The sequence below is a fragment of the Pseudomonadota bacterium genome (assembly GCA_011049115.1).
Lineage (GTDB): Bacteria > Desulfobacterota > Anaeroferrophillalia > Anaeroferrophillales > Tharpellaceae > DSCM01.
Window position 1 is genome coordinate 1 of record DSCM01000102.1, and the last position, 20,494, is coordinate 20,494.

General features: G+C 48.2%; 21 protein-coding genes. 5 read left to right on the top strand and 16 right to left on the bottom strand.

The annotated features are described in order from the left end of the window. Positions 1-259: 259 nt before the first annotated feature. Both ENN66_09030 and ENN66_09035 read right to left on the bottom strand, forming a co-directional pair. Entirely contained in the window at positions 260-1,498 is a 1,239-nt protein-coding gene (locus ENN66_09030) for an FprA family A-type flavoprotein (protein ID HDS16728.1), read from the bottom strand. 166 nt (positions 1,499-1,664) lie between these two features. Next, the gene (locus ENN66_09035) at positions 1,665-2,534 is read right to left on the bottom strand and encodes a class I SAM-dependent methyltransferase (GenBank protein ID HDS16729.1); all 870 of its coding nucleotides are present in this window, start codon (positions 2,532-2,534) and stop codon (positions 1,665-1,667) included. Between the two features lie 228 nt (positions 2,535-2,762). Between ENN66_09035 and hemE the strand changes: the two genes are divergently transcribed. After that, positions 2,763-3,797 (top strand): uroporphyrinogen decarboxylase, encoded by a 1,035-nt coding sequence (gene hemE / locus ENN66_09040; GenBank protein HDS16730.1) that lies wholly within the window; start codon positions 2,763-2,765, stop codon positions 3,795-3,797. Positions 3,798-3,829: 32 nt separating this feature from the next. Continuing rightward, entirely contained in the window at positions 3,830-5,230 is a 1,401-nt protein-coding gene (locus tag ENN66_09045; protein HDS16731.1) for a threonine synthase, read from the top strand. 55 nt (positions 5,231-5,285) lie between these two features. Here the strand turns inward: ENN66_09045 and ENN66_09050 are convergent, their stop codons facing one another. Next, positions 5,286-7,025: a ubiquinone biosynthesis protein UbiB gene (locus tag ENN66_09050; GenBank protein HDS16732.1), complete on the bottom strand. Its 1,740-nt coding sequence runs from the start codon at positions 7,023-7,025 to the stop codon at positions 5,286-5,288. Positions 7,026-7,369: 344 nt separating this feature from the next. Here ENN66_09050 and ENN66_09055 point away from each other — a divergent pair, with 344 nt between their 5' ends. After that, the gene (locus ENN66_09055) at positions 7,370-8,332 is read left to right on the top strand and encodes a GGDEF domain-containing protein (protein HDS16733.1); all 963 of its coding nucleotides are present in this window, start codon (positions 7,370-7,372) and stop codon (positions 8,330-8,332) included. On the opposite strand, the gene ENN66_09060 is transcribed toward ENN66_09055, so the two are convergent. From ENN66_09060 to galE, 5 genes are all read right to left on the bottom strand, one after another. Then, positions 8,329-9,231, bottom strand: a complete 903-nt coding sequence (locus ENN66_09060) for an MBL fold metallo-hydrolase (GenBank protein HDS16734.1) — start codon at positions 9,229-9,231, stop codon at positions 8,329-8,331. The two genes, ENN66_09055 and ENN66_09060, sit on opposite strands and share 4 nt — an antisense overlap. Before the next feature lie 21 nt (positions 9,232-9,252). Further along, on the bottom strand, positions 9,253-10,332 hold the full coding sequence (locus tag ENN66_09065; protein HDS16735.1) for a DUF362 domain-containing protein: 1,080 nt from the start codon (positions 10,330-10,332) through the stop codon (positions 9,253-9,255). Then, entirely contained in the window at positions 10,329-10,811 is a 483-nt protein-coding gene (locus ENN66_09070) for a flavodoxin family protein (protein ID HDS16736.1), read from the bottom strand. The genes ENN66_09065 and ENN66_09070 overlap by 4 nt, the downstream gene beginning before the upstream one ends. A 72-nt stretch (positions 10,812-10,883) precedes the next feature. Then, a complete protein-coding gene (locus ENN66_09075; GenBank protein ID HDS16737.1) occupies positions 10,884-11,201 on the bottom strand; it encodes a hypothetical protein in 318 nt (105 codons plus the stop codon). After that, positions 11,074-12,096, bottom strand: coding sequence for a UDP-glucose 4-epimerase GalE (gene galE, locus ENN66_09080; protein HDS16738.1), 1,023 nt, complete (start codon positions 12,094-12,096; stop codon positions 11,074-11,076). The genes ENN66_09075 and galE overlap by 128 nt, the downstream gene beginning before the upstream one ends. Positions 12,097-12,392: 296 nt before the next feature. On the opposite strand from galE, the gene ENN66_09085 reads away from it, so the two are divergent. Next, complete coding sequence (locus tag ENN66_09085) at positions 12,393-12,602, top strand: hypothetical protein (GenBank protein ID HDS16739.1); 210 nt, start codon at positions 12,393-12,395, stop codon at positions 12,600-12,602. Between the two features lie 148 nt (positions 12,603-12,750). Here ENN66_09085 and ENN66_09090 read toward each other — a convergent pair whose 3' ends face one another. The 8 genes from ENN66_09090 to ENN66_09125 form a co-directional block, all read right to left on the bottom strand. Continuing rightward, positions 12,751-13,239, bottom strand: coding sequence for a YchJ family protein (locus ENN66_09090; protein ID HDS16740.1), 489 nt, complete (start codon positions 13,237-13,239; stop codon positions 12,751-12,753). A 321-nt stretch (positions 13,240-13,560) separates the two neighbouring features. Then, entirely contained in the window at positions 13,561-14,340 is a 780-nt protein-coding gene (locus tag ENN66_09095) for a lytic transglycosylase domain-containing protein (GenBank protein HDS16741.1), read from the bottom strand. Between the two features lie 2 nt (positions 14,341-14,342). Beyond that, positions 14,343-14,816 carry a hypothetical protein gene (locus ENN66_09100; protein ID HDS16742.1) on the bottom strand — a complete coding sequence of 158 codons (474 nt, stop codon included), beginning with the start codon at positions 14,814-14,816 and terminating at the stop codon, positions 14,343-14,345. Positions 14,817-14,818: 2 nt separating this feature from the next. Then, a complete protein-coding gene (locus ENN66_09105; protein HDS16743.1) occupies positions 14,819-15,403 on the bottom strand; it encodes a hypothetical protein in 585 nt (194 codons plus the stop codon). A gap of 17 nt (positions 15,404-15,420) precedes the next feature. After that, a complete protein-coding gene (locus ENN66_09110) occupies positions 15,421-16,809 on the bottom strand; it encodes a hypothetical protein (protein HDS16744.1) in 1,389 nt (462 codons plus the stop codon). 94 nt (positions 16,810-16,903) lie between these two features. Then, complete coding sequence (locus ENN66_09115) at positions 16,904-17,617, bottom strand: hypothetical protein (protein HDS16745.1); 714 nt, start codon at positions 17,615-17,617, stop codon at positions 16,904-16,906. 37 nt (positions 17,618-17,654) lie between these two features. After that, positions 17,655-18,722, bottom strand: coding sequence for a hypothetical protein (locus ENN66_09120; protein ID HDS16746.1), 1,068 nt, complete (start codon positions 18,720-18,722; stop codon positions 17,655-17,657). Positions 18,723-18,796: 74 nt separating this feature from the next. Next, positions 18,797-19,327 carry a hypothetical protein gene (locus ENN66_09125; protein HDS16747.1) on the bottom strand — a complete coding sequence of 177 codons (531 nt, stop codon included), beginning with the start codon at positions 19,325-19,327 and terminating at the stop codon, positions 18,797-18,799. Positions 19,328-19,724: 397 nt separating this feature from the next. On the opposite strand from ENN66_09125, the gene ENN66_09130 reads away from it, so the two are divergent. Then, positions 19,725-20,477, top strand: a complete 753-nt coding sequence (locus ENN66_09130; GenBank protein HDS16748.1) for a sigma-70 family RNA polymerase sigma factor — start codon at positions 19,725-19,727, stop codon at positions 20,475-20,477. Positions 20,478-20,494 lie beyond the last annotated feature (17 nt).

Consider the following 20,494-nt stretch of genomic DNA (forward strand, 5'->3'; position numbering starts at 1 on the left):
AGTGCGCCCTAAAAAGGCTACATCCCCATCGTAAGGGATTAAGAGGTAGCAAAAAATCAAACCGGCGGACTGAATAAGGAGCTTCGAAGCGAAAAACAACTAAGATTAGGTCGCTTATGGCCTCGAAATTCTCTGTGAATTAAAAAAAACGCTTTGTCGCAACACCTTTTTATAACAACAAAAAAGGTGGCGAGTCAATATTGATGGCCTGCCAATACAGACAACTCACTGACATATTACCCGTTGGCGCCGCCCGATATCATCCTTCAGGGATAAAGCAGCTGTCTTTAATCTTAGCTGCGAGATTGTCAGCCAGCAACTCCAGCTTTTTTTTGATTATGTTGTCAGGTGGACCCTGAGCGACAACCTGAGGTGAAACAACCTGAGCTTTCAAATCTTCAAGATACCGGTTGATCTTTGGAGTTATGTCGACCTTCCAGCTGTTTTGGGTGAAAGTTGCCACCGGATAACCGTTTTTCTTTTTGCCTCTAAAGAGCATCAGGTAATACTCAAGACGCGGGTAGATATTTGTATCATAAGTCGGCCCACCAAAAACAATCCCCCCGGCATTGAGCATTTCTCCTAATACCTGGCCTGGCTCGGCTAACGCGGCGTCAAAGTATTTGACTGTAAAACCATTATGCTCCAAACGATGTTTAACGATGGCTCCCATTTGATGCGTATTACCCCACATTGAACCGACAACCATTACGACCTTATCCTGCTTGTCATTGCGAGCCCACTCCTGATAACGACTGATAATCGACATCGGATTGCTGCGATATACCGGCCCGTGCGATGGGCAAAGGATATTTATACCCATACCGCCCTTAACCCACTTATCGATGGCTTTGATCACGTGCCCCAAATAAGAGGCGACAATAGTTCCCAGATAGCGTTTTGCTTCAGGCCAGTAGCTTGCGAGATCAATTTCGTCGTCAAACAGACCTCTGTCGAGAGCTCCAAAACCACCGAAAGCATCACAGGGGAAAAGCACTTTATCCTCTACCAAATAGCTAAACATGGTATCTGGCCAGTGCAGCCAAGGATAACCGAGAAAACGCAAGGTTCGTCCTCCGAGATCAAGACTGTCGCCGTCACCGACCGCTCTCACCCGCTTCCCCTCTCCGTAAAATTGTTCAAGAAAAACTTTACCTTTTCCAGAAGCGATGATTTCGGCTTGCGGACAGGCTTTGTAAATGATTGGGATAATACCGGAATGATCCGGTTCAAGATGATTATGGACGATGTAGTCAATTTCGGTCAGAGGCATTATCTGCTCAATTTTTTTTATAAATGTTTCCGCGAAACCGTTGCGTGAAAGCTCAATCAAAGCCGTTTTGTTTTTGCCTTGGACCAGGTAAGCATTGTAGCTTATTCCGTGCGGCAGGGCCCACAGGCCTTCGAAAAGAGGATTGAAATGATCATTGACACCGACCCACCAGACTCCGTCGATGATCTTGACTGCTTTATCGGAATTACTTTCAGCCGTAGCCATTGTTTCCTCCAAGTCCGGCCGGCCCGGACGACAAAAAAGTTGAATGAACAATGATAAGGGGATAAAAATTATCTGAATAATAAAGTAAATAAAATCGGTTGTCAACCGCGGTACTTGAAAAAATATTTACACCGGAATCTTCGCGGAGCTCATGTCCGACCAAAAATTACGCTGAAACCCCTACCTCTTTTCCGGCTTCAAGGTCAAGAAACAAAGCTCCCTTACGGACTCTGGTTTGATATTTTACCATGCCCTTATCATCTACTTCACGGGCTATCCTTTCATAAACCATTTGCCTTTCATCAGAGCTCAGAGAACGTTGAAATTCGAGATGCCAGATTATATGTTCAACCGTGTTTTCAAGGCTGTCATAACGTTTCCAAACCGGGTGCAGATAAGAAATCTCGGGAGAATGACCAAGGGCATAGAGATAGTTGAAAATAACGGTCACATCCATAGCATCCCACCGGTAGGTTTCATCGTAAACCATTTTGTAGCAGGTTTGAAAAAGAGGATTGTCTCTGATCCCGGCCCAATAAACAAGGACGACAAAGCGGCGGCTCATGGCCAGAAGACGATCAATATTTTCTAATTCATTTAAAATCGGACTCATTGAGACAAAAACCGTATCATACTGACAAGCGGGATTAAACCCATAAAAATCATGACATATAACCGTTAAGTTCTCCGTCTTTTCCGCTTCTTTTCTAGCTATGACCCGTGCGATCATTCTTTCTGAAACATCCACGGCAGTGACTTGACGGCAAATTGCGGCAAAGTCAAAGCAATGAGTTCCCGGACCGCAGGCTATATCAATCAGTTCTGTTTGCGGGCTTAACATTCGATGGGCCAACATTTTTTCTTTGATCCACAGCTGCTCGGCCAGGAAAGCCGCATCATTCTCAAAACTATGGTAATGCCCCGCAATTTGATCCCATTTTCCCCCGGTGGCTACCTTGCTGCGCTTCAGGGAACGTTTACGGGAAAGAACGTAGTCACGCCAGAATTGCGGGGTCAGCAAAAGTTCCTCACTCACAAGCTTATTTCCTCCTGATGATATAATTTACGATCCATGCAGGTAAAAAGAGCATTCGCTCTCCCCTCTCCTTACTTCGGAAAATCAAATCCGCCAGAGATATCAGATTGACAATTTCCTTGAATGGTACGGTCAACTATGATAGTTACACCTGCCAATTACAGAACACGGATATGCGCGCCGCAGGTTTGTGCCGGAGATATAAGCTTTTACAGGAGCATTGACAAGATGAAAAATGATTATCGATTTTTACGAGCCTGCCGACGTCAGGATGTTGACTGCACCCCGGTCTGGATGATGCGTCAGGCTGGGCGTTACCTGCCGGAATATCGTGCTTTACGTGAAAAACACTCTTTTTGGGAAATGTGCAAAACCCCGGAGCTTGCGGTCGAAGTTACCCTGCAACCGCTGCGCCGCATGGAGCTGGACGCTGCCATCCTGTTTTCCGATATTCTGGTTCCTCTTGAACCCATGGGCTCAGCCATTGAATTTCACGAAGGTCGAGGACCGGTGGTGGAACGACCGATTCGTTCGGCTGCAGACCTGAAAACCCTAAAAGTCGTTGCGGCGGAAGAAACAGTTCCATTCGTGATGGAGGCTATCCGAATCCTGCGGCGTGAACTTGACGGCAAGGTGCCTCTGATCGGCTTTTCCGGGGCCCCCTTTACCTTAGCCAGCTATCTGGTTGAGGGCGGTGGCTCAAAACAGTATCAGCACATCAAAACCATGATGTATGTAAACCCTCAAGTTTACCATCGACTGATGGAAATGATTACGCAAACCGTGATTTCCTATCTTAAGGCCCAGATTCTAGCTGGGGCTCAGGCCGTGCAGCTTTTCGACAGTTGGGTCGGTTGTCTTGGATCTTTTGACTATCAAGAATACGTCTTCCCCTACAACCAAAAAATTTTTCAGGCGCTTGCGGAATTTGATATCCCCAAAATCCACTTTGCCAACCAAGCCTCGACCCTTCTTAAACAGGTGGTTGCCGCCGGCGGAGATGTCATTGGTCTGGACTGGCGCCAAGACATTTCTTCGGCCTGGGAAATCATTGGTCCGGAATGCGGGGTTCAGGGAAATCTCGAACCGCTTGTCCTGTTTGCTCCGATTCCTGAAATTCGCAGACGAGTAAGAATGGTTCTCGATCAGGCCGCCAATCGCAACGGTCACATTTTCAATCTTGGCCACGGCATCCTGCCAACTACTCCGATTGACCACGCCAAGGCCATGATTGATGCTGTACATGAGTTTTCCGTTCGCTAAACTAGATTAAACTCAACTACGACGGTAGGGGCATGAAGTATATCAGTACCCGGGGCGGAATCGCTCCGATCTCCTTTAATCAGGCGGTAATGATGGGGCTCGCCAGTGATGGCGGGCTACTTTTGCCGAAGGATATTCCAGTCTTTTCTCCGGCTCAAATGGACGCACTCACGACCCTGTCCTACAACGAGCTGGCTTATACCATCTTTGCTCGTTTCATTGATGATGATATTCCCGCCGCCGACCTGCGTGCCTTGATCGCCAAAAGTTATTCGAGCTTTGCTGCAACCGAAATTGTCCCTTTAAAAAAAGTGGGGGAATTTTATATTCAGGAGCTTTTTCACGGCCCCACCTTGGCTTTCAAGGATATCGCTCTACAGTTTCTCGGCAATCTTTTCGAATATCTGCTTCGTCGTGAAAAAAATCACCTCAATATCCTCGGAGCAACCTCAGGAGATACCGGCAGCGCCGCGATTCATGGCCTACGGGGTAAGGAAAACATTAATATTTTCATTCTGTACCCATACGGCAAGGTCAGTCCCGTACAGGAAAAGCAGATGACTTCGGTCCTTGACGACAATGTTTTCAATCTGGCGATAGAGGGAAATTTTGATGATGGACAAAGGATAGTCAAGGAGCTTTTCGCCGATCTTGAGTTCAAACAACGCTACCATCTCGGGGCCGTAAATTCAATCAACTGGGCTCGGATCATGGCTCAGATTGTTTATTATTTCAGCGCATGGACGCAGCTTTCAGCCAAAGATCGGAATGATTTCACGGTGGTTGTGCCGACCGGCAACTTCGGCAATATTTTTGCGGGCTGGGTTGCAAAGCAAATGGGATTGCCAATTAAGAAATTGATCCTGGCAACCAACGCCAATGACATTCTTTATCGTTTCATCACCAGCGGAAGCTATCAGGTCGACCAGGTAGTGAGCACGCTGAGCCCGTCAATGGATATTCAGCGGGCCAGTAATTTTGAACGCTATCTCTATTTTTTGGTGAATCGAGATCCAGAAGTCCTGAAAAAAATGATGTCTGACTTTACCGGTTTCGGAAAACTTAAGATAAGTGCTGAGCAGTTTGAGTTTCTGCGTCGGGATTTTGCCGCATCCCGGGTTGATGACGCCATGACTCTGGCGACAATCAAACAGGTCTGGCAGGAAAAGGGTTATATTCTTGACCCGCATACAGCGACAGGTGTCTGTGCCGCCCGTCAGTATCTTGAGAGCGGACAGACAAGCTCGGGGATAGTCTGTCTGGCGACCGCCCATCCCGCTAAATTCCCGGATGCGGTCAAAAACGCGATCGGAAAAATGCCTCCATCGCCTGCAAGCATTGCCTCACTGGACGAACTTCCCTGTCGTTATAACCGTGTTGCCGCCGAGACCGACGTTGTAAAAAACTACGTCATGGAAAAACTCGGCAGTTGATTCCGAGAGACTTTCCGGTGGGGATTCATATTCTTTTGCACGATTCCGCACCGCTTTACATTTTGCCGGAGCGCAAGATCGCGATCGCCAGCCAGGTTCCCAGCCCCCCTGCCAATACATAACCTATTATGCCCAGAAGCGGATAACCAAAAAGTTTAGATCCGTTGTCGGCCGACATGATGAGGGATGAAGCGATAATTATCGCCGAAACCACCATTGTAAACGAGATGCGGTTAGCAATTCGATCCAGGTTCTTGCTGAACAAAGCAAGTCCCAGATGTTCAAACTCGAAGCGCAGTCTACCGCGGCTTAACTTTTTCAGAATATCCCGAGTCACTCCCGGCATGATTTCAAACAAGGCCATGGTTTCATGCAGCTGTCGACCCACAATCTTTTCCAGATGTTCATGGGAAAATCTTTTTTCTCCGATTTTTTCAACCAGTGGGGCTGCATGAGTAAGAAAATCAAACCTTGGATCAAGTGCACGCGCAGTTTCTTCCAAAGTCAGGAGAACCCGCAAAAGCAGCATAAAATCAGGAAGAAAACGGATCTTATGGAAAGTTATGACGCGAAGAAAATCCTGGAGCAAGTTTTTCAAGTGCAGGTTGGCCAACGAAACTCCGGTGTAACGATCCAGCAAATCATAAAGATCGCCCTTCAGTTCGCGCAGGTTGATTTTATCTTCATCAATTACCCCGATTTTGAACATGGCTCGCAGCAGCGCCGAAACATCCTTTCGCAGAATTCCAAGCAGCAACTCAAGCAAGGCTTCGCTCAACTCTTCATCAAGGTGGCCCACCAGACCGAAGTCAATCGGGGCAATGATATTGCCAGGCAGAACAAAAAGATTTCCGGGATGAGGATCGCCATGAAACAGCCCGAATTCAAAAATCTGCCTGAGCATGAAATCAACCCCACTTGAGGCCAGTAGTCTTGGGTCATACGCACCATTGGTGGTCGTCTTTATTTGATCGATTTTAATTCCGTCTATCCATTCCAGAGTCAGAATCCGTTGGCTGCTCTGGGACCAGAAGACGGCAGGAATATGAATGTTTCGATTGTCGGCAAAATTTTTGGCAAAGCGATCAAGGTTGCGCCCTTCAATCTGAAAATCCAATTCCAGGCGAATATTTTTAGAAAATTCCCGTACCATCTGGGCCGGTTGATAAGTTTCCATCTCGCTTACATGCCGGGTCGCAAGCTCGGCCAGATTGAACATGATATCAATATCGGCGGCAATTTGCTCGTCAATTCCAGGACGCCGCACCTTGACAGCCACTTCCGTGCCGTTGACAAGGCGGGCGCGGTGAACTTGTGAAATTGAAGCTGCGGCCACCGGTTCATGAGAGAATTCGGGAAAAATATTTTCAAGCTTGTCACCCAGGGATGATTCTATCTGAGCTTTGACTGCAGAAAAACTGAAACCTGGAACCCTGTCCTGTAATTTACGTAATTCACCCAGAATATCTGCGGGAATCAAGTCAGGACGAGTGGAAAGAAGCTGCCCGAGTTTGATAAAGGTTGGACCCAATTCTTCAAAAGCCAGTCGCAGGCGCTCGCCTTTGGAGTAACGAATCAGATCGCCATGTTTAATCCCGCGAAGGGTGACCAGACTTTTCCCGAAGGCCAGATAGGAATCAAGATTAAGTTGCTCTAGCAGTCCGCCGAAACCGTACTTTATGAAAACCGAGATAATCTGCCGATAGCGTTTGATGTTGCGGTAAGCTCGGTCGATATGAAAGATATCCATAGTATCAAATCCTTTGGCGGCCCCAAATGATGGCTTCGTAACCATTCCACCGGCTTCGTTTCCCCTTCAGCCTTCCCGGCTAAAGCCGGATGAGCGTCACTGCGGCGCACTTCCATGTTCACCGCATACCTCAGGTTTCGGGCGCCTCGTATTCGGAGCGGTTATAGTGCCATCCTGTTTTTTGCGCTTTTCAAAAGTCGTTACGAGTTCATCAATAATAATTCTTAAACGCTTCTGGTGGAGGAAACCTCATAAACTCAGGCACCAGACTTCACAAAAGCCTTTCACTGCGGCTTTACGGGGTTTGTTTTGTCTTGACGACAGGCAAATAAGTAACTATAATCATTAAGGGTTATTCTTTTTAAATCTTATCGAAAACAGGTCTATTCATGGAGCGCTTTTATTTGACGGTGGCCCGGGTGGCAAAAAAGACCCTGCACCATATGGTTGAACATCGCATCCCGATGCTGCCCGACATATATTCTCGCCATTTTTACAAATTTTTGTCCGCAAGTGACCATGACTCCCAGCAACTGATCGAGCAACAGCAACAGAACAGTTTCGACGAACTTATCACTCAGCAGGATCAGGGGTTCGAGTTGATGACTGAACTGGAACGCCTGATCGGCCGACTTGACCAAATCGCCGGCCAGCACATTGAACAACTCGACAACCATCTCCTGAAGATCAAGGTCACGGATAAATTTTCTGATCTATCCAAGCTGAAGGATGAGATTACGGCGGAGCTCAATCAAGTCATCACCAGTAACACTAAAATTCACGACCACATTGTAGACGCGCAGGAGACCGTTAAGCGCCTGCAGGATAAAATGCAGGAAGTCGCCGACATGGCAACCGTCGACGAATTGACCGGACTTTATAACCGCAGGGCTCTTTTCTGCCGCCTTTCCGAAGAGCTCTCGCGGGCAACCCGCTATGGGCATGGATTCAGCTTGCTGGTGATCGATATTGATGATTTCAAGGCAGTCAACGATCAATTCGGTCACCAGACAGGGGATGGAATTCTGCGAGGACTGGGTACTTTCCTACGCCAGAATTTAAGAGATTCAGATTTTCCGGCTCGATGGGGAGGGGAGGAGTTCACCTGTCTGTTGCCGTCCACCGATTTAGAGCAGGCAGTTCAGGTTGGGAACAAAATCAGAAACCTTCTCTCGCAAAGTACCTTGACCAACAAAAAGATAGCTATCTCGCTAAAAATTACGGTCAGCATTGGCGTTTCCTCGTTTTCTGCCGGTGACAACATTGACGGTTTGATTAAGCGTGCCGATGATGCTCTTTATTTAGCAAAAAGAAGAGGTAAGAACCAGATTATTACCGAGCGTGAAATCTAGCGCCTATCTTCTTTCAGATAGGCGCTCATGCCTCGCATCGTATTGCCCAGAAAATAACGCTCCCGGGCATAAATATCCGGGGCCAACTCATGGATTCGGCGATAATTGGAATCACGTTCCAAGAGCCAGTTAAAAAGTTTTTCTTCATGATTTTTATCAGGCCGTTGACCTACCCCGATTATCTGACCTACACCTTCGACCCATAAATCAAGTTGCCGACGGCCGATCTGCAGATATTCCAGCGCCGGTTCAACCAACCCATAATGGGCCATCACCAGATAACGAGGTTTAAGCTCAAGCATGTTATCGATTGAAGTTTGAGCCACATCCAATAAAAATCGAGGCGGGGTCGCCGGCCGCATGTAAATACCACTCTTGGCCGGGCTCCGGACACCGACGACCTCCCCCGCAAAAAGTACATCATCCAAAAGAAAACAAAGATGGTGCTGAGCATGTCCCGGGGTCTTAAAAACTTGAATTCCGGTGTTTCCGACTTCCTCCGCAAAAACAATCTTCTCGGCCGGTACAGGGATAATCTCTCCATAGACCTCAGCCATACGACCCAAAACTTTCAATGATCCCAGCCAGAGCTGTTCCGGGTCCACCAGATGTTTTACCCCTTCAGGATGACAGATTACCAGAGCTTCGGGATAGTTTTTCAATAATTCACCGGTACCGCCGGCATGATCAATATGAATATGGGTCAGTAAAATATAATCAATCCTTTTGATATCTTTTCTGCGCAGCTCAGCCAGTAGAAGCGGGATGGTGGATAAGGGGCCCGGATCGACCAGAAACGTAAACTTTCCCCCCCGGTAAAGCCAGGCGCTCAAGAATTGTTTGAAACCTTCCAACTGAGGCTGGTCGAGGTCAAGGCAATTGAGATTGTTGAGATTCATTAAAAAACCTTTTAAGACCTTTCATCTAACCAGAACCGCACCATAAGGGCATAGTTCCTGGCAGCAGTAACAACGAATACAGCGTTTATAGTCAATAACAATTCTACGATCCATCAGCTTCATGGCCTGAGCCGGGCAATGAATGACGCAGACTTGACAAAGATGGCAGCGACTGATGGTAATTTTGGGTTTTGAAATAAAAAACTTACCCCAGAAACGCTGGCCGAAAAAGGTCGCCTGTCCGGTTCCGCGAGCAGGTTTGATGGCTGGCTCCAGGTATGATTCGGCAGCCGGTCCGACAGTTTCAATCCGCTTTTCGAGTATCCCCAGATTCAAAGCCTCTTGGCTGATTGGGGGCAAGCCAGGGAAACCAACCCATTTTTCCACCTGATAATCAAGTTCCGGGGCACCGTTGGACAGGGCCAGAAGACCACAGTTCCTGGGGGTTCCATTAGTTGGCCCCTCCCCTTCCATGCCCACAACCCCATCAAGAAAACTCCAGGTTGGAGGCATTTGCCGGTAGATATCAAGCAGCATACGGGCAAACAGTCGCCGGTCATGACCGGCGCGTAAATGCCATTGCAGTTTGCGCAGGCCCGGAACCAGGCCAAAAAGATTCTTCACCGCCAAGGTCGTACCCATCATCACATGGGTTTTTAATTTAGGCAGATTGATAAGCTTATCGAAATCGCAAGCCCTGTCAGCCAAGGTTATTTCCTTAGCCACCAGACTATTTGTCAGCGCAACCTTCTTAGGCTCTTCAAAAGAAACGGTGGTGATGGCCAGCGCCCGCATCACCGGTTGCAGACCGCTTTTAAGCAAACATTTTTCGAGCGCACCGAAGCCTGGACTGTCACCGAGAAAAAGCCGGGCTCCGCAATCCTGCAGCACCATCGCGGTTGCCCGCAAAACTTCCGGATGGGTAGTCACAGCCAGTTCTGGGGCTTTGCCGATCACCAAGTTCGGTTTCAGAAGAACCCGGTCGCCTCGGCTTACAGTTCCTTCCAAACCTAACGTTGTGAGTCCCTGACGCAGAATATCGGCAATTATCCTGCTGTCATACTTTGCAGTAGTCGCTAAATACACCCTTCTTGTGTTCATTCACGACCAATTCTGGTTGCCAGTTCGGCTACCCGATAACCCAGTTTTTCGGCGTCATCGGCCGCTCCGGCATCAGGCTCTCCCAGACAGGCAACCCCGTAATGCCCGGAGGCATGCAGGGGATCGCCGACAACAATCATACCGTAAATCATCATGCAGTGGATTATCGACATGATAGTGGTTTCCTTACCCCCGGTGTGATGGCCACTGGTGGCAAATGCGGCTCCGACCTTATTCTCCATTTTTTTGCGAAGGCCGACAAAATCGTCAAATACTTTTTTCAATTCCGCCGCCATCCCGCCAAAATATACGGGTGAACCGGCGATAATACCGGCAGCGACCAGAAAATCATCTTTAACCACTTCATCCGTACTTTTCAGGATCGCAATAGCACCTTGTGCTTCTATTCCGGCAACTATTTTTTCCGCAAGCTTTCGGGTATTACCACCTCGCGAATGATATAAAACTAAAATTTTCAACAATTTACACCCCTCAACTAGCACTCAAAATTTGTCAGTATCTTCTGGTACCAAATCAGACCAGAAACAGCCTTATTTCAACCCTGCTTTAATCAGGTTCCCTTTGCGACTCAGACCGATTTTGTCTTCCCGGGCCAACCAACCCAGTGCGAGGTTAAGATCGACTGGCGCCAGAGCAAGATTTTTTTTCAGCTGACCGCTGGTCATTTCTCCATTAATTTCGAGTTCCTTCCAGATTCTGCCGGCGTCCACACCAATTTGACTATTCATCTTTTCCTCCATATCCATCAGGATTATTTGTCTGCCAATGCCAAGCATCGGTACACATTGAAAGTAAATCACGCTCTGCTTTCCAGCCCAAGACATCGCCGGCCCAAGTAGGATCGGCATAACAAACCGCGATATCTCCAGCTCGACGGGGTTCGATCGAATAAGGAATTTCAATCCCGCTGGCTTTTGTAAAGGTCTCTATCACCTCAAGAACACTGTAACCACGGCCCGTGCCCAGATTGCAGCAAATCAGGCCTGGATTCAGCTGCATTTTTTCAAGAGCACATAAGTGCCCGCGCGCCAAATCAACGACATGAATATAGTCCCGGACGCCCGTACCATCATGGGTATCATAGTCATTACCGAAAACCGCCAGGCGTTGCCGCCGACCAACCGCTACCTGAGAAATATAAGGCAGCAGGTTATTAGGGATGCCTTGTGGATCTTCGCCAATCAAACCGCTGGCGTGCGCTCCGATCGGGTTAAAATAACGCAATAAAACGATATTCCAGTCCTTATCTGAAATCTGTAGATCGCGCAGCATGTCTTCAAGCATCAACTTGCTGCGCCCGTAGGGATTGGTAGGTCGCAAAGCCGCGGTCTCGTCAATCGGTACTGTCACGGGGTCACCGTAAACCGTGGCGGAGGAGCTGAATACCAGATTTTTGACACCATGTTCAGACATGGCCTGCAAGAGGCTGATGGTACCGCAGAGATTATTATCGTAATAAGTCAGCGGCATTTTGACTGATTCGCCGACGGCCTTGAGACCGGCGAAATGAATTACCGCATTGAAATTACCTTCGGCCAGCAGACGGTTAAGCCCGGGCCGGTCACGCAGATCAAGTTTATGGAACCCCACCCGCTTGTTGGTTATCTTTTCTATCCGCGCCAGAACCTCAGGTGAGCTGTTGCTTAAATTATCAACAATAACGACTTCATAATCTGATGCGAGAAGTTCAACGACAGTATGACTGCCGATATAGCCGCTTCCACCACTGACTAAGACCCGCATTTTACCCCTTCATATTGAATCAATAATAAAAAATTATGCAAAAAGAACCTTCATGATTTAAAAAGAATGTTGACAGAATCATCTTCAATAACTATTCTTTTTTCATATAAAGTTATCATTACTTATAGGATTACTCTATAATTTAAAATTCAAACATCGAAAATCAAGGAGAGCACCTAATGCTGGAAGTCAGTAGTGCCGCAGTCGAACAGATTGCCGGCTATTTCACCAATCGTGAACCGGAACCCATCAGAATATTTTTGAACGAAGGCGGCTGAGGTGGCCCGTCTCTTTCCATGGTCATGGATCAGGAACGCCCCAACGACGAAACCTACAATATCGAGAACTTCACATTCCTTGTCGATCGTGATTTCATGGAAAAGGTCAAACCGATCAAAGTTGATTTTAAAAACGTCGGTTTCACCATCTCTGCGAATCTTGACCTCAGTAAAATGGGGGGTGGAAGCTGTTCCGGCTGCGGATCCAGCAGCTCTTGCTGTTCGTAAACTTTTCTCTGCCCAAACTCGAATCTTTCCCCGGGCCGCCTGGTCTGGATGGTTCGAACAAAAATATGACCCGAGAGCAGTTGAGCATATTAGTTTACAGGTTAAAAGGGAAGTATTTCCTCCCTTTTAACCTGTAAACAGTCCTGGTTCATGCGCAACAACATTTTTTATATTTTTTACCGCTCCCGCAGGGACAAGGATCATTACGACCGACTTTATTATGTTCTCTGACCACCTGTCTGGGAACCACCCCTTGTCCGTCATAAAAATACCAGTCACCCTCATGGCGTTTGAACGATGAAAGCTCATGATGAGTTTTGGCTTTATCCTTTTGCCGAAAATGGGCAACAAATTCAATTCTGCCTTCCTCATCGGCTTGCTGTCCGGCTTCAACATTAATGATTTCGAGATGATCCCATGTTGACTTTTCAGCCCAGTTGCGGGCCGTGGTCGCTTCGTACTTAGGTAGTTGATCGGGATGGGTTGTATTCTTGACGAAATCCATTTCCATTTTGGCGTGGGCGCTGTAACGGGCCCGTAAAAGAGCCTCCGCAGTATCCGCTTTGGATTCACCTTCGATAAGGGGTTCACAGCATTGACTATAATCTTTTCCCGAACCACAAGGACAATCACTCATAGATTCTCAATCCTCTAAAAATATTTACCACAATAAAAGTACGCAAACTTTTACCAATCTCAGGCTGCAGGCGAATTGCAAAGCTACATCCTTATGATTTCAACCTATGATAACATCTGAATAGTAAACGAAAACTAGAAGAAGTCAAGTTTTTATAGAAAAACCAGCAGATTTTTATGGCGACAAACTGAATCCTATCGCGAAGATGAAATTACTCTCCCTTCGTAAACCATGGCAATTGTCGGGACAGTCTACGCTGCGGGGATTTAAATCAGGCGGTAGTCTCAGATTGCTAAGCTTGGCAGCGGTTTATTTTCATTTTCAGACCAGCGTCGCAGCCCACTCCAAAACTTTATCTGAATAAGCTTTTTTATCGATCAATAAACTTTTCCCGTTGCGATAGATTAAAACACGAGGGGACGATTTGCGCCCATGCAACGGCCCAGCATAGTAATACTCAAGAGCATGACGCCAGGATGAGAGCTCGGTTCGAGACCCCACTCCAGGCTTGCCATCCTGTTCAGCTTCTTCAAACATCTCTCCCAAATACCAGCTCCCTGCCATGATCGAGGCGTGGGGATCAAGGGGATTATTCACCAAAACAATGCCGCGCTCACTTAACCTACGATGAGCCTCTGCAAACGTTGCTTTGATGGTCTGCATCAAGCCGGCCGCACTGCTTGAATCGGCCCGGGCATTGGGATCCCCCCCTGACTCCATAATTATTACTGCCTTGATAACCGCTTGCGGCACATTGAAGATTCTGGCCGCCTGATCAATCGATTCCTGCCAGGGGGCAAGTTTTTTTTGAATTATAGTGGTGACGTTTTTATTATAATCAGAGTGTTTTGCTCCAGCCTTGGGGTTGGTGATCGCCGGAACGGGAGACTCCAAGGGAATGAATACTTTGCGCAAGCGATCCCAGGGATCGCTTGCATCATTTTCCTGGGGCTTGGAAAATCTCCTCCGTTTGTCCTTTTCCCCTGCATAATTATGCTGCAGGCGTATCCAGGGATCCTGGTCTTCCTGGGCAGCCGCATCGGTCCAGACCAAGAGAAGAAGAATCAGAAAAAAAACACCTAAATTTTGTGGTGATTTCATGATCAACGCAACTTTTCGGCAAACGCAATGTTAATTCCCTGTTCACCCAAATATCTGAAGGCGGCGAAATATTCCGCAAGAGAAACGTGGTTGATGTTGTCGGCAGCCAGATAGATAACCTCTTCCGCACCTCCCCCGGTCTGCGTTAGTCGGGAGATTCGACCATCCTTGCGCAAGGCTTCCAGATCCCTCCAGGGATGATAGCTGCGCCCGGCAAAAACGAGGCTGATTTCAGAGCCTTTTTTTTCCAGATGGCCGATTTTGTGGTTTTCAACGGCAGCGAAACGGGAATTACCGGCTTGATGACTCTGCGGAGCTTTAAGCTCCGCTTCTCGGGAACGGCGTTCTTCGGTTGTCATTAGCAACATAAAGGTAAAAACCATGACTAAGATAAAAAGATAGGCGAAAAGATCTTTACCTGGATCAAGCGCGTTCTGGTTTAGCCGGCTCATGCCGCCTCTGCGATAATGCCCCATTTTTAAATCCTTTCACTGCATATTTCACCGATACGCAGTCCAATCAGGGTTTCAAGCCGTTTCATTCTCGTCATCAGATATCTTGAATAGATCAAAGTCACTGTCAGCCCGCCAATCACACCAGCGCCCAGGGAGGTGTACAGCGCCGTCGCCAAGCCATGGTTCCAGGCTGCGGCGAAAACCACGGCTGCGCTCTCACCCCCGGCAAGACCGGCGAACATTTCATTAAAGGCTCCGATTGACCCAAAAATGGTGCCGGCAAAACCAATCAGAATCAAGGTGTTGACATAGCCGTTGAGGGCCGTAAAATGAATGCCGATACGACTTTCCACTTCCGACCAGATGGCATCAACAATAGCTTCCCGGGCCGAACCTTCAGTGGCTTGCAGACGCCGGAATAACGGCACCAGAAAAACCAGAGCAGCATGTTTGCCGACCTTTTCCTGATAACTTTCATCGGCAACGACCACCCCCCGTAAATAATCGTAGATCAAGGTCAGACGATGTACCATCAGATAGAGATAAAACAAAAAAATCAAACCGAAGAAGACGCCGAAATTATGTAAAAACCAGCTGGCAAACTGCATGATTATCCCCGTCAGGTTCAGATTAAGCCCGCCGCATGCAAGGCCGCAAGATCAGGAGCGTTACAGAACGAGCATGGATCAAGCTCAATGCTTCGACCATCGTGCGTAGCAAGAGAAAGAGGAACGAAGACCCCGAAAGCCCCCCCCCCTGGACCTTCCAGTACGAACGTTCGTCCCAGAACATCAACTTCTTCCGGTTTGACCCCAGCCTTCAGCAGACCTTTTTCCAGGCTCCAGGTAAAAGCCTGGTTAACCCTGGTATAAATCGCTCGCTTGACGAAATCGTAGAGATAATAACGAACAGCGGAAATCTGCTCCGGATAAAGCCCGGCCCGTTTCAGTTCCGGCCCCCACTTTTGCCAGGGGTTATCAACCTCGATCACCGTACTGGAAAAACTTTCCAGTGAGGCCGCGGGGATCAAACTGCCGTCATCCAGGTCAAGACAACGACCATCCTTGAGCAGGGCCACGGCTTTCATTTGCAGAAAGCTATATGATTCCCGCAGATTTTCGATACGTAAAGGAATTATTTGCTGCGGCGAGCGCTCCTTTTCTCCTTCCTTGCGCCAGGCCTGATGGAGTTGGGTATATTTATTTCGATCAAGCTTCAATTTGGGAAGAACTGTCGTTTTTGTCATCTTTGTCTTTTTTGTCAGAGACGACAAAGGCTGTTTCTCCATGTTCATGGAATTCGTATCTTTTTCGGCTGTTTTCGGTGAAACCTGGTCCTGAGAGGAGCGGATTTTTTGAAGTTCATCTTCCTGTAAAGTTGGAAAGTTTTTTTTCACCAAACTTTCAGCATAACTTCGCAGCTGCTGCCGGTCTGATTCCGATAAAAGCTGAACTGCGGTCTTACCTGAGTCAGCTGCAACATGGTTACGGCTATGCAGGTCGGTGACGATTTCAGCCTTATTCTCTAGGATTTCCGGTTCCGGATCGAGGACATCATCTTGCGAAAGAACAGCCGAAGATTCCGTTTCAACCTGGTTCTCCGTCTCACCCACCAACTCTTCACCGGCGACAAACAGCGAAGTATCCTCGCCCTTGCTTTCAGGTTTTACCTCTGGAGCTGCCAACGCGGCTGTCGCAACCAGATCTTTCGACTCTGTTTTTTCGATTTTTCCCGTTGGTGGCAAGGGATCGGATTGAGCCTCTGTGGGAAGATCCGCTTCCGGTTCGAATGCCTGAGTTTCCACCGGCGACCCCTTCTTTTTCAGCGCAACGGGTGCCCGCTCAGCGGCCATTTTTTCGGGAGTAAACAGATGTCGAACAATGACTACGGCCTCATCGACGGGCCGGTGCAACTGAAAAAGAAGACCGCAAACCCCGATAAAAACCAGAAAAAATACCAGGCTGACGCGGCCGGTTTTAAGTCTGCCATTGTTGTATACAAAAAATGAGTGCATCAGCTGAATCCTTACTTACCCATAGAGATCAAGATCAGAAACGGTTAACTCACCGGCGGAAAACTAACGCGTTCACCGCCGGCAACAACTGCTTTTACAGGGCATCAACCAGCCTGGCATTGATGATCGGCGACTCCGGGGTCTCTGACCGCTCGCGCCAAAGATCGCACTGCCCGGTAATCCTAAGATTGATTTCCGGCCAAGTCCGACCGAGATCGACGGCTTTGGCCTGGTAAGCTGAGAATTGCTCCCCGTTAAGCCATTTTTTGACGATCCTGCGGTTTTCCTCAAGGTCACTGAAACCACTCAGATCGTTGTTTGTCATGGCTTCACAGATATCAAGCGCTTGCGTCAGAAGATCCAGATAGATATCGATCTCCTCCTCAACGTTGATTTTCGTTCTCAGATATTTTTCCTGAGTAAACTTTCTGCGCGTATTGATGGTGCGAAGCGCGGCCAGATCCTGGGAATCTTCGGGCAGTCCCTTGAACACCTCGTTATCCCTGGCAAAATCCAAATCCTGTTTATAATCACTGTAACGGGCTAGTTTAGTGCCATAGAGCACAGCTTTTTTGAGATTGATGACATAGGTGGCAAAATCTATTTTCCTTTGATTGTTATAAATATTTTCCTGGCTGAATTTCTGTTTCAGCCTGCCCCCCATTTCTCCGGTTTCCTTCTCAAGCTCGGGTAACGCCGCTTCCGCGTAGTATTCATAAAGTGAGGCGGCGTGAGCGTCGTTGGCAGCCGCCAGACTCACTCCAGCCGAAAAAACGAGAATAATCATCAATAGTAATTTTTTTTTCATGGCAAACTCCTTGTCGGTCTATCCTCAGAGGTTATTGTTACTGCCAACTCAAACGGGCCTGTCGCAAAAAGTCGAGTTCTTCTTCAACACTCAAAACCTCACCGCTGATGCCAGTACTGCTGACCACTCGGATTTCTCCCAGGCCAGCCAAGACATCGTTGACCATTTCATCAAGCACCCCACCCAGTTTGTTGGTGGCGCTATTGACTAAAGAAAGGGTATTCCGCAATTCTTCAACATTAGGAAATCCCAGATTAGCCATCAGTCCCGGAGTCCCCGTCCCCCCGACTTCGGCAACCGGGGTTATCTTGGCGAAGACATTATAAAGATTAGCCAGCAGATCGCGGAAGCGATTTGAGATATCACTGCCATCAGCCCTGATTTTTTCACGAACGAGACCTGAATACTGCTGGTTCATAGTCGCAACCTTGACCCTGGCTTCGTAAAGACGCCGCCGCTGTTCCACCTGAAGCAAACGTTTCTTGATTCGATTGTACTTCTGCAACAGACGTTTTTGGTCTTTTTCGTTTTCGGCTTCCTGATATTCTTCAAGGGCCTTTTGGGCTTCGTCGGAGGCCTCGGCAAAACGTCCTTTTTCATCTTCCAGGTAGTATTCCAGGGCAAGTTCGTAGTTTGTGTTGATGGATCGGGTTGCCTGACTGTCAACCAATGAAGCCGCCACGGACTGATCAAATTGATCCAGCGCCAGCAGGAGAGGCTCCAGGTTCTGGTCGCAGGCATCTTTCAACCTGCCGACTTCAGATAAAATACGACCGTTGAGATGGGCCCGGCGGGCCGCACCTTCCGGCTCATGGGGATTGAGCAAGTCGGAGGCTTCCAGTTGGTTGCGAGTGTCAAGAAGCTCCTGCAGAGCAACCGTACTTTCGGAAAACTCCTGAAAAAGAAGCTGCGAAGAATTTTTCACCTCATTGCCGCTACGCTCAACCCGCAATCTTGATTTCTGAGCGATCTGAACAGCGCGATCCGGGGTTTGCCCGGCGGTCAGGGAGCCTTGTCCCACGACGGGAAGGCTCAGCAGAAGCAGAGCTCCGGCCAAGCCCCGGAAAAAACTCCTCCCCTGCGCGTTAAGAAACATGTTTCGCATGGCTTTCTCCTTGATTTTTGCTAGCACTAAAAATTTTAAAGCACGTAAAGAGTTAACAACGGGGAGCCTGATTATCACTGAAACATTTTCCGATAAAGTTCCTGGTCAAGACGGCGACAAAGCTCCATGGTTTTGACCAGGAGCCGGTCATCGCGAGTCCTGGATTGATTAACCAGTGTGGCGCAGTAGGCTCGCAGAAACTTACGGTCGATCTCACGATAGGCTTCACGGCTGCGATCCAGGTTCTCGAAATAGCGATACACCGCAAGATGAAAAAACTTGTCGTACTGTTTTTGATTAAACACTTTGACCGCCTGCAAAAGATGTTTACGGGGCAAATCACGACCGTCTTGTAGAGCTTTCTCCATCAAAGGAATCCAGCAATTATAAATACATCCATTGCATTCTTCGAGCAACGCCTCATCAAGCAGGCGGACGATTTCAAAATCAGTTAACCTGTAATAGTTCTCACCCAGAGCTACTTCACAGCTGGGTGGAGCCAGGGCCGTGGTATTGTGAGAGGCACAGCCTGTCAAACCCATAAGCCACAGAAAAATTCCTCCCATCATCAAGATCAAGCCGTTGCGATATGTTCTCTTTTCCATAATAATTCCCCCCCCGGTTTAGGATTGCCGAACCCCCATTATTTATTTTGCCGCGCTGATGGCGATTACACCTGACTTCCTTATCGAAGAGAAAAAATAGTTTTCAAAAAAAATATGCAGAAGCGATCAACTTGCCGAAGTTTATTTTTAAGAAGATCCTCAATGGGGCGAGGAATGAAAACGGATAGCCGCTCCTGGTTTGAACTTGCTTGCAATTTACGATGACTGCCTTTATATAGTGCGATTTTGCATTTACTATCATTGTCGGTTGAACGGATTTCGAATTCTTGACGACGGGATTAAAGGTTCAGCCTGAAGTTTATAGCGCAAAATCAATTATCGGGTTGAAAAGGTCATTTTTTTTTCGATAATCTTCTCGGAGCAGGATCTGATTGCCGTGATGCGAACCAAAATCACCCCCCGACTGAAAGCAAGCGACCAAAGGATGATCCAGAGAATTGCCAACCGCGTCTTTATCCGCTACACGCCCGGCGGCAGTAATGGACGGGCTTTGACCCGCGAGGAACTTTTTCACTACGGGGTTATCGGTTTACTTGAAGCGCAAAAAAATTACGTTTCCGAAAAAGGGGTGGCCTGGGAGGTTTTCGCGGCCTTCAGAATTGAGGGTGAAATGCTCGATCATATTCGCAAGGCGCCGATGATCAGGCTGCCGCAAAAGATTCAAGAACAGGTCCGGGAGATCAGGAAGGCCGGAAATGAACTTGAACAACAGGGCTTACCGGCAACGCCGATTGAGATTGCCAAGAAACTGGGTTGTGCGACCGACACGGTCACACAACATCTGGCTCTGGTTCCTTCGCTGAGCCCTCTGGCCGAGGAGTGCAACCCCGATAACAATGAGAACGGCAACCCGGGGGTGATCCTGGCCGACGACAACGCGGAAACCGACCCCCACGATAAGCTGCTGCGCCAGGAACTTTTGCAAATCCTGATGCATTGCCTGGAAAGTCTGCCGGAGACCCGCGACCGCGTTATCGTCAAGGCAAGAAAGCTTGAAGACATCACCCTGCGGGAACTCTCCAAAGCTTTTGACTGTTCAATCGAATCCATCCGCAAACGTGAAAAGACGGCGCTGCTTCAGTTGCGGGAATGTCTGCAACGACATGGTTGGCTGGCAGCCCCCCGCTAAGCTGCACGTTTTGTTTT

What these genes read in the sequence shown, in the direction of transcription:
- ENN66_09030 (HDS16728.1), bottom strand. Translation starts at nt 1,498, where the DNA reads ATGGCTACGGCTGAAAGTAATTCCGATAAAGCAGTCAAGATCATCGAC.
- hemE (HDS16730.1), top strand. Translation starts at nt 2,763, where the DNA reads ATGAAAAATGATTATCGATTTTTACGAGCCTGCCGACGTCAGGATGTT.
- ENN66_09045 (HDS16731.1), top strand. Translation starts at nt 3,830, where the DNA reads ATGAAGTATATCAGTACCCGGGGCGGAATCGCTCCGATCTCCTTTAAT.
- ENN66_09050 (HDS16732.1), bottom strand. Translation starts at nt 7,025, where the DNA reads ATGGTTACGAAGCCATCATTTGGGGCCGCCAAAGGATTTGATACTATG.
- ENN66_09055 (HDS16733.1), top strand. Translation starts at nt 7,370, where the DNA reads ATGGAGCGCTTTTATTTGACGGTGGCCCGGGTGGCAAAAAAGACCCTG.
- ENN66_09060 (HDS16734.1), bottom strand. Translation starts at nt 9,231, where the DNA reads ATGAATCTCAACAATCTCAATTGCCTTGACCTCGACCAGCCTCAGTTG.
- ENN66_09065 (HDS16735.1), bottom strand. Translation starts at nt 10,332, where the DNA reads ATGAACACAAGAAGGGTGTATTTAGCGACTACTGCAAAGTATGACAGC.
- ENN66_09075 (HDS16737.1), bottom strand. Translation starts at nt 11,201, where the DNA reads ATGCCGATCCTACTTGGGCCGGCGATGTCTTGGGCTGGAAAGCAGAGC.
- galE (HDS16738.1), bottom strand. Translation starts at nt 12,096, where the DNA reads ATGCGGGTCTTAGTCAGTGGTGGAAGCGGCTATATCGGCAGTCATACT.
- ENN66_09085 (HDS16739.1), top strand. Translation starts at nt 12,393, where the DNA reads ATGGTCATGGATCAGGAACGCCCCAACGACGAAACCTACAATATCGAG.
- ENN66_09090 (HDS16740.1), bottom strand. Translation starts at nt 13,239, where the DNA reads ATGAGTGATTGTCCTTGTGGTTCGGGAAAAGATTATAGTCAATGCTGT.
- ENN66_09095 (HDS16741.1), bottom strand. Translation starts at nt 14,340, where the DNA reads ATGAAATCACCACAAAATTTAGGTGTTTTTTTTCTGATTCTTCTTCTC.
- ENN66_09100 (HDS16742.1), bottom strand. Translation starts at nt 14,816, where the DNA reads ATGGGGCATTATCGCAGAGGCGGCATGAGCCGGCTAAACCAGAACGCG.
- ENN66_09105 (HDS16743.1), bottom strand. Translation starts at nt 15,403, where the DNA reads ATGCAGTTTGCCAGCTGGTTTTTACATAATTTCGGCGTCTTCTTCGGT.
- ENN66_09110 (HDS16744.1), bottom strand. Translation starts at nt 16,809, where the DNA reads ATGCACTCATTTTTTGTATACAACAATGGCAGACTTAAAACCGGCCGC.
- ENN66_09115 (HDS16745.1), bottom strand. Translation starts at nt 17,617, where the DNA reads ATGAAAAAAAAATTACTATTGATGATTATTCTCGTTTTTTCGGCTGGA.
- ENN66_09120 (HDS16746.1), bottom strand. Translation starts at nt 18,722, where the DNA reads ATGCGAAACATGTTTCTTAACGCGCAGGGGAGGAGTTTTTTCCGGGGC.
- ENN66_09125 (HDS16747.1), bottom strand. Translation starts at nt 19,327, where the DNA reads ATGGAAAAGAGAACATATCGCAACGGCTTGATCTTGATGATGGGAGGA.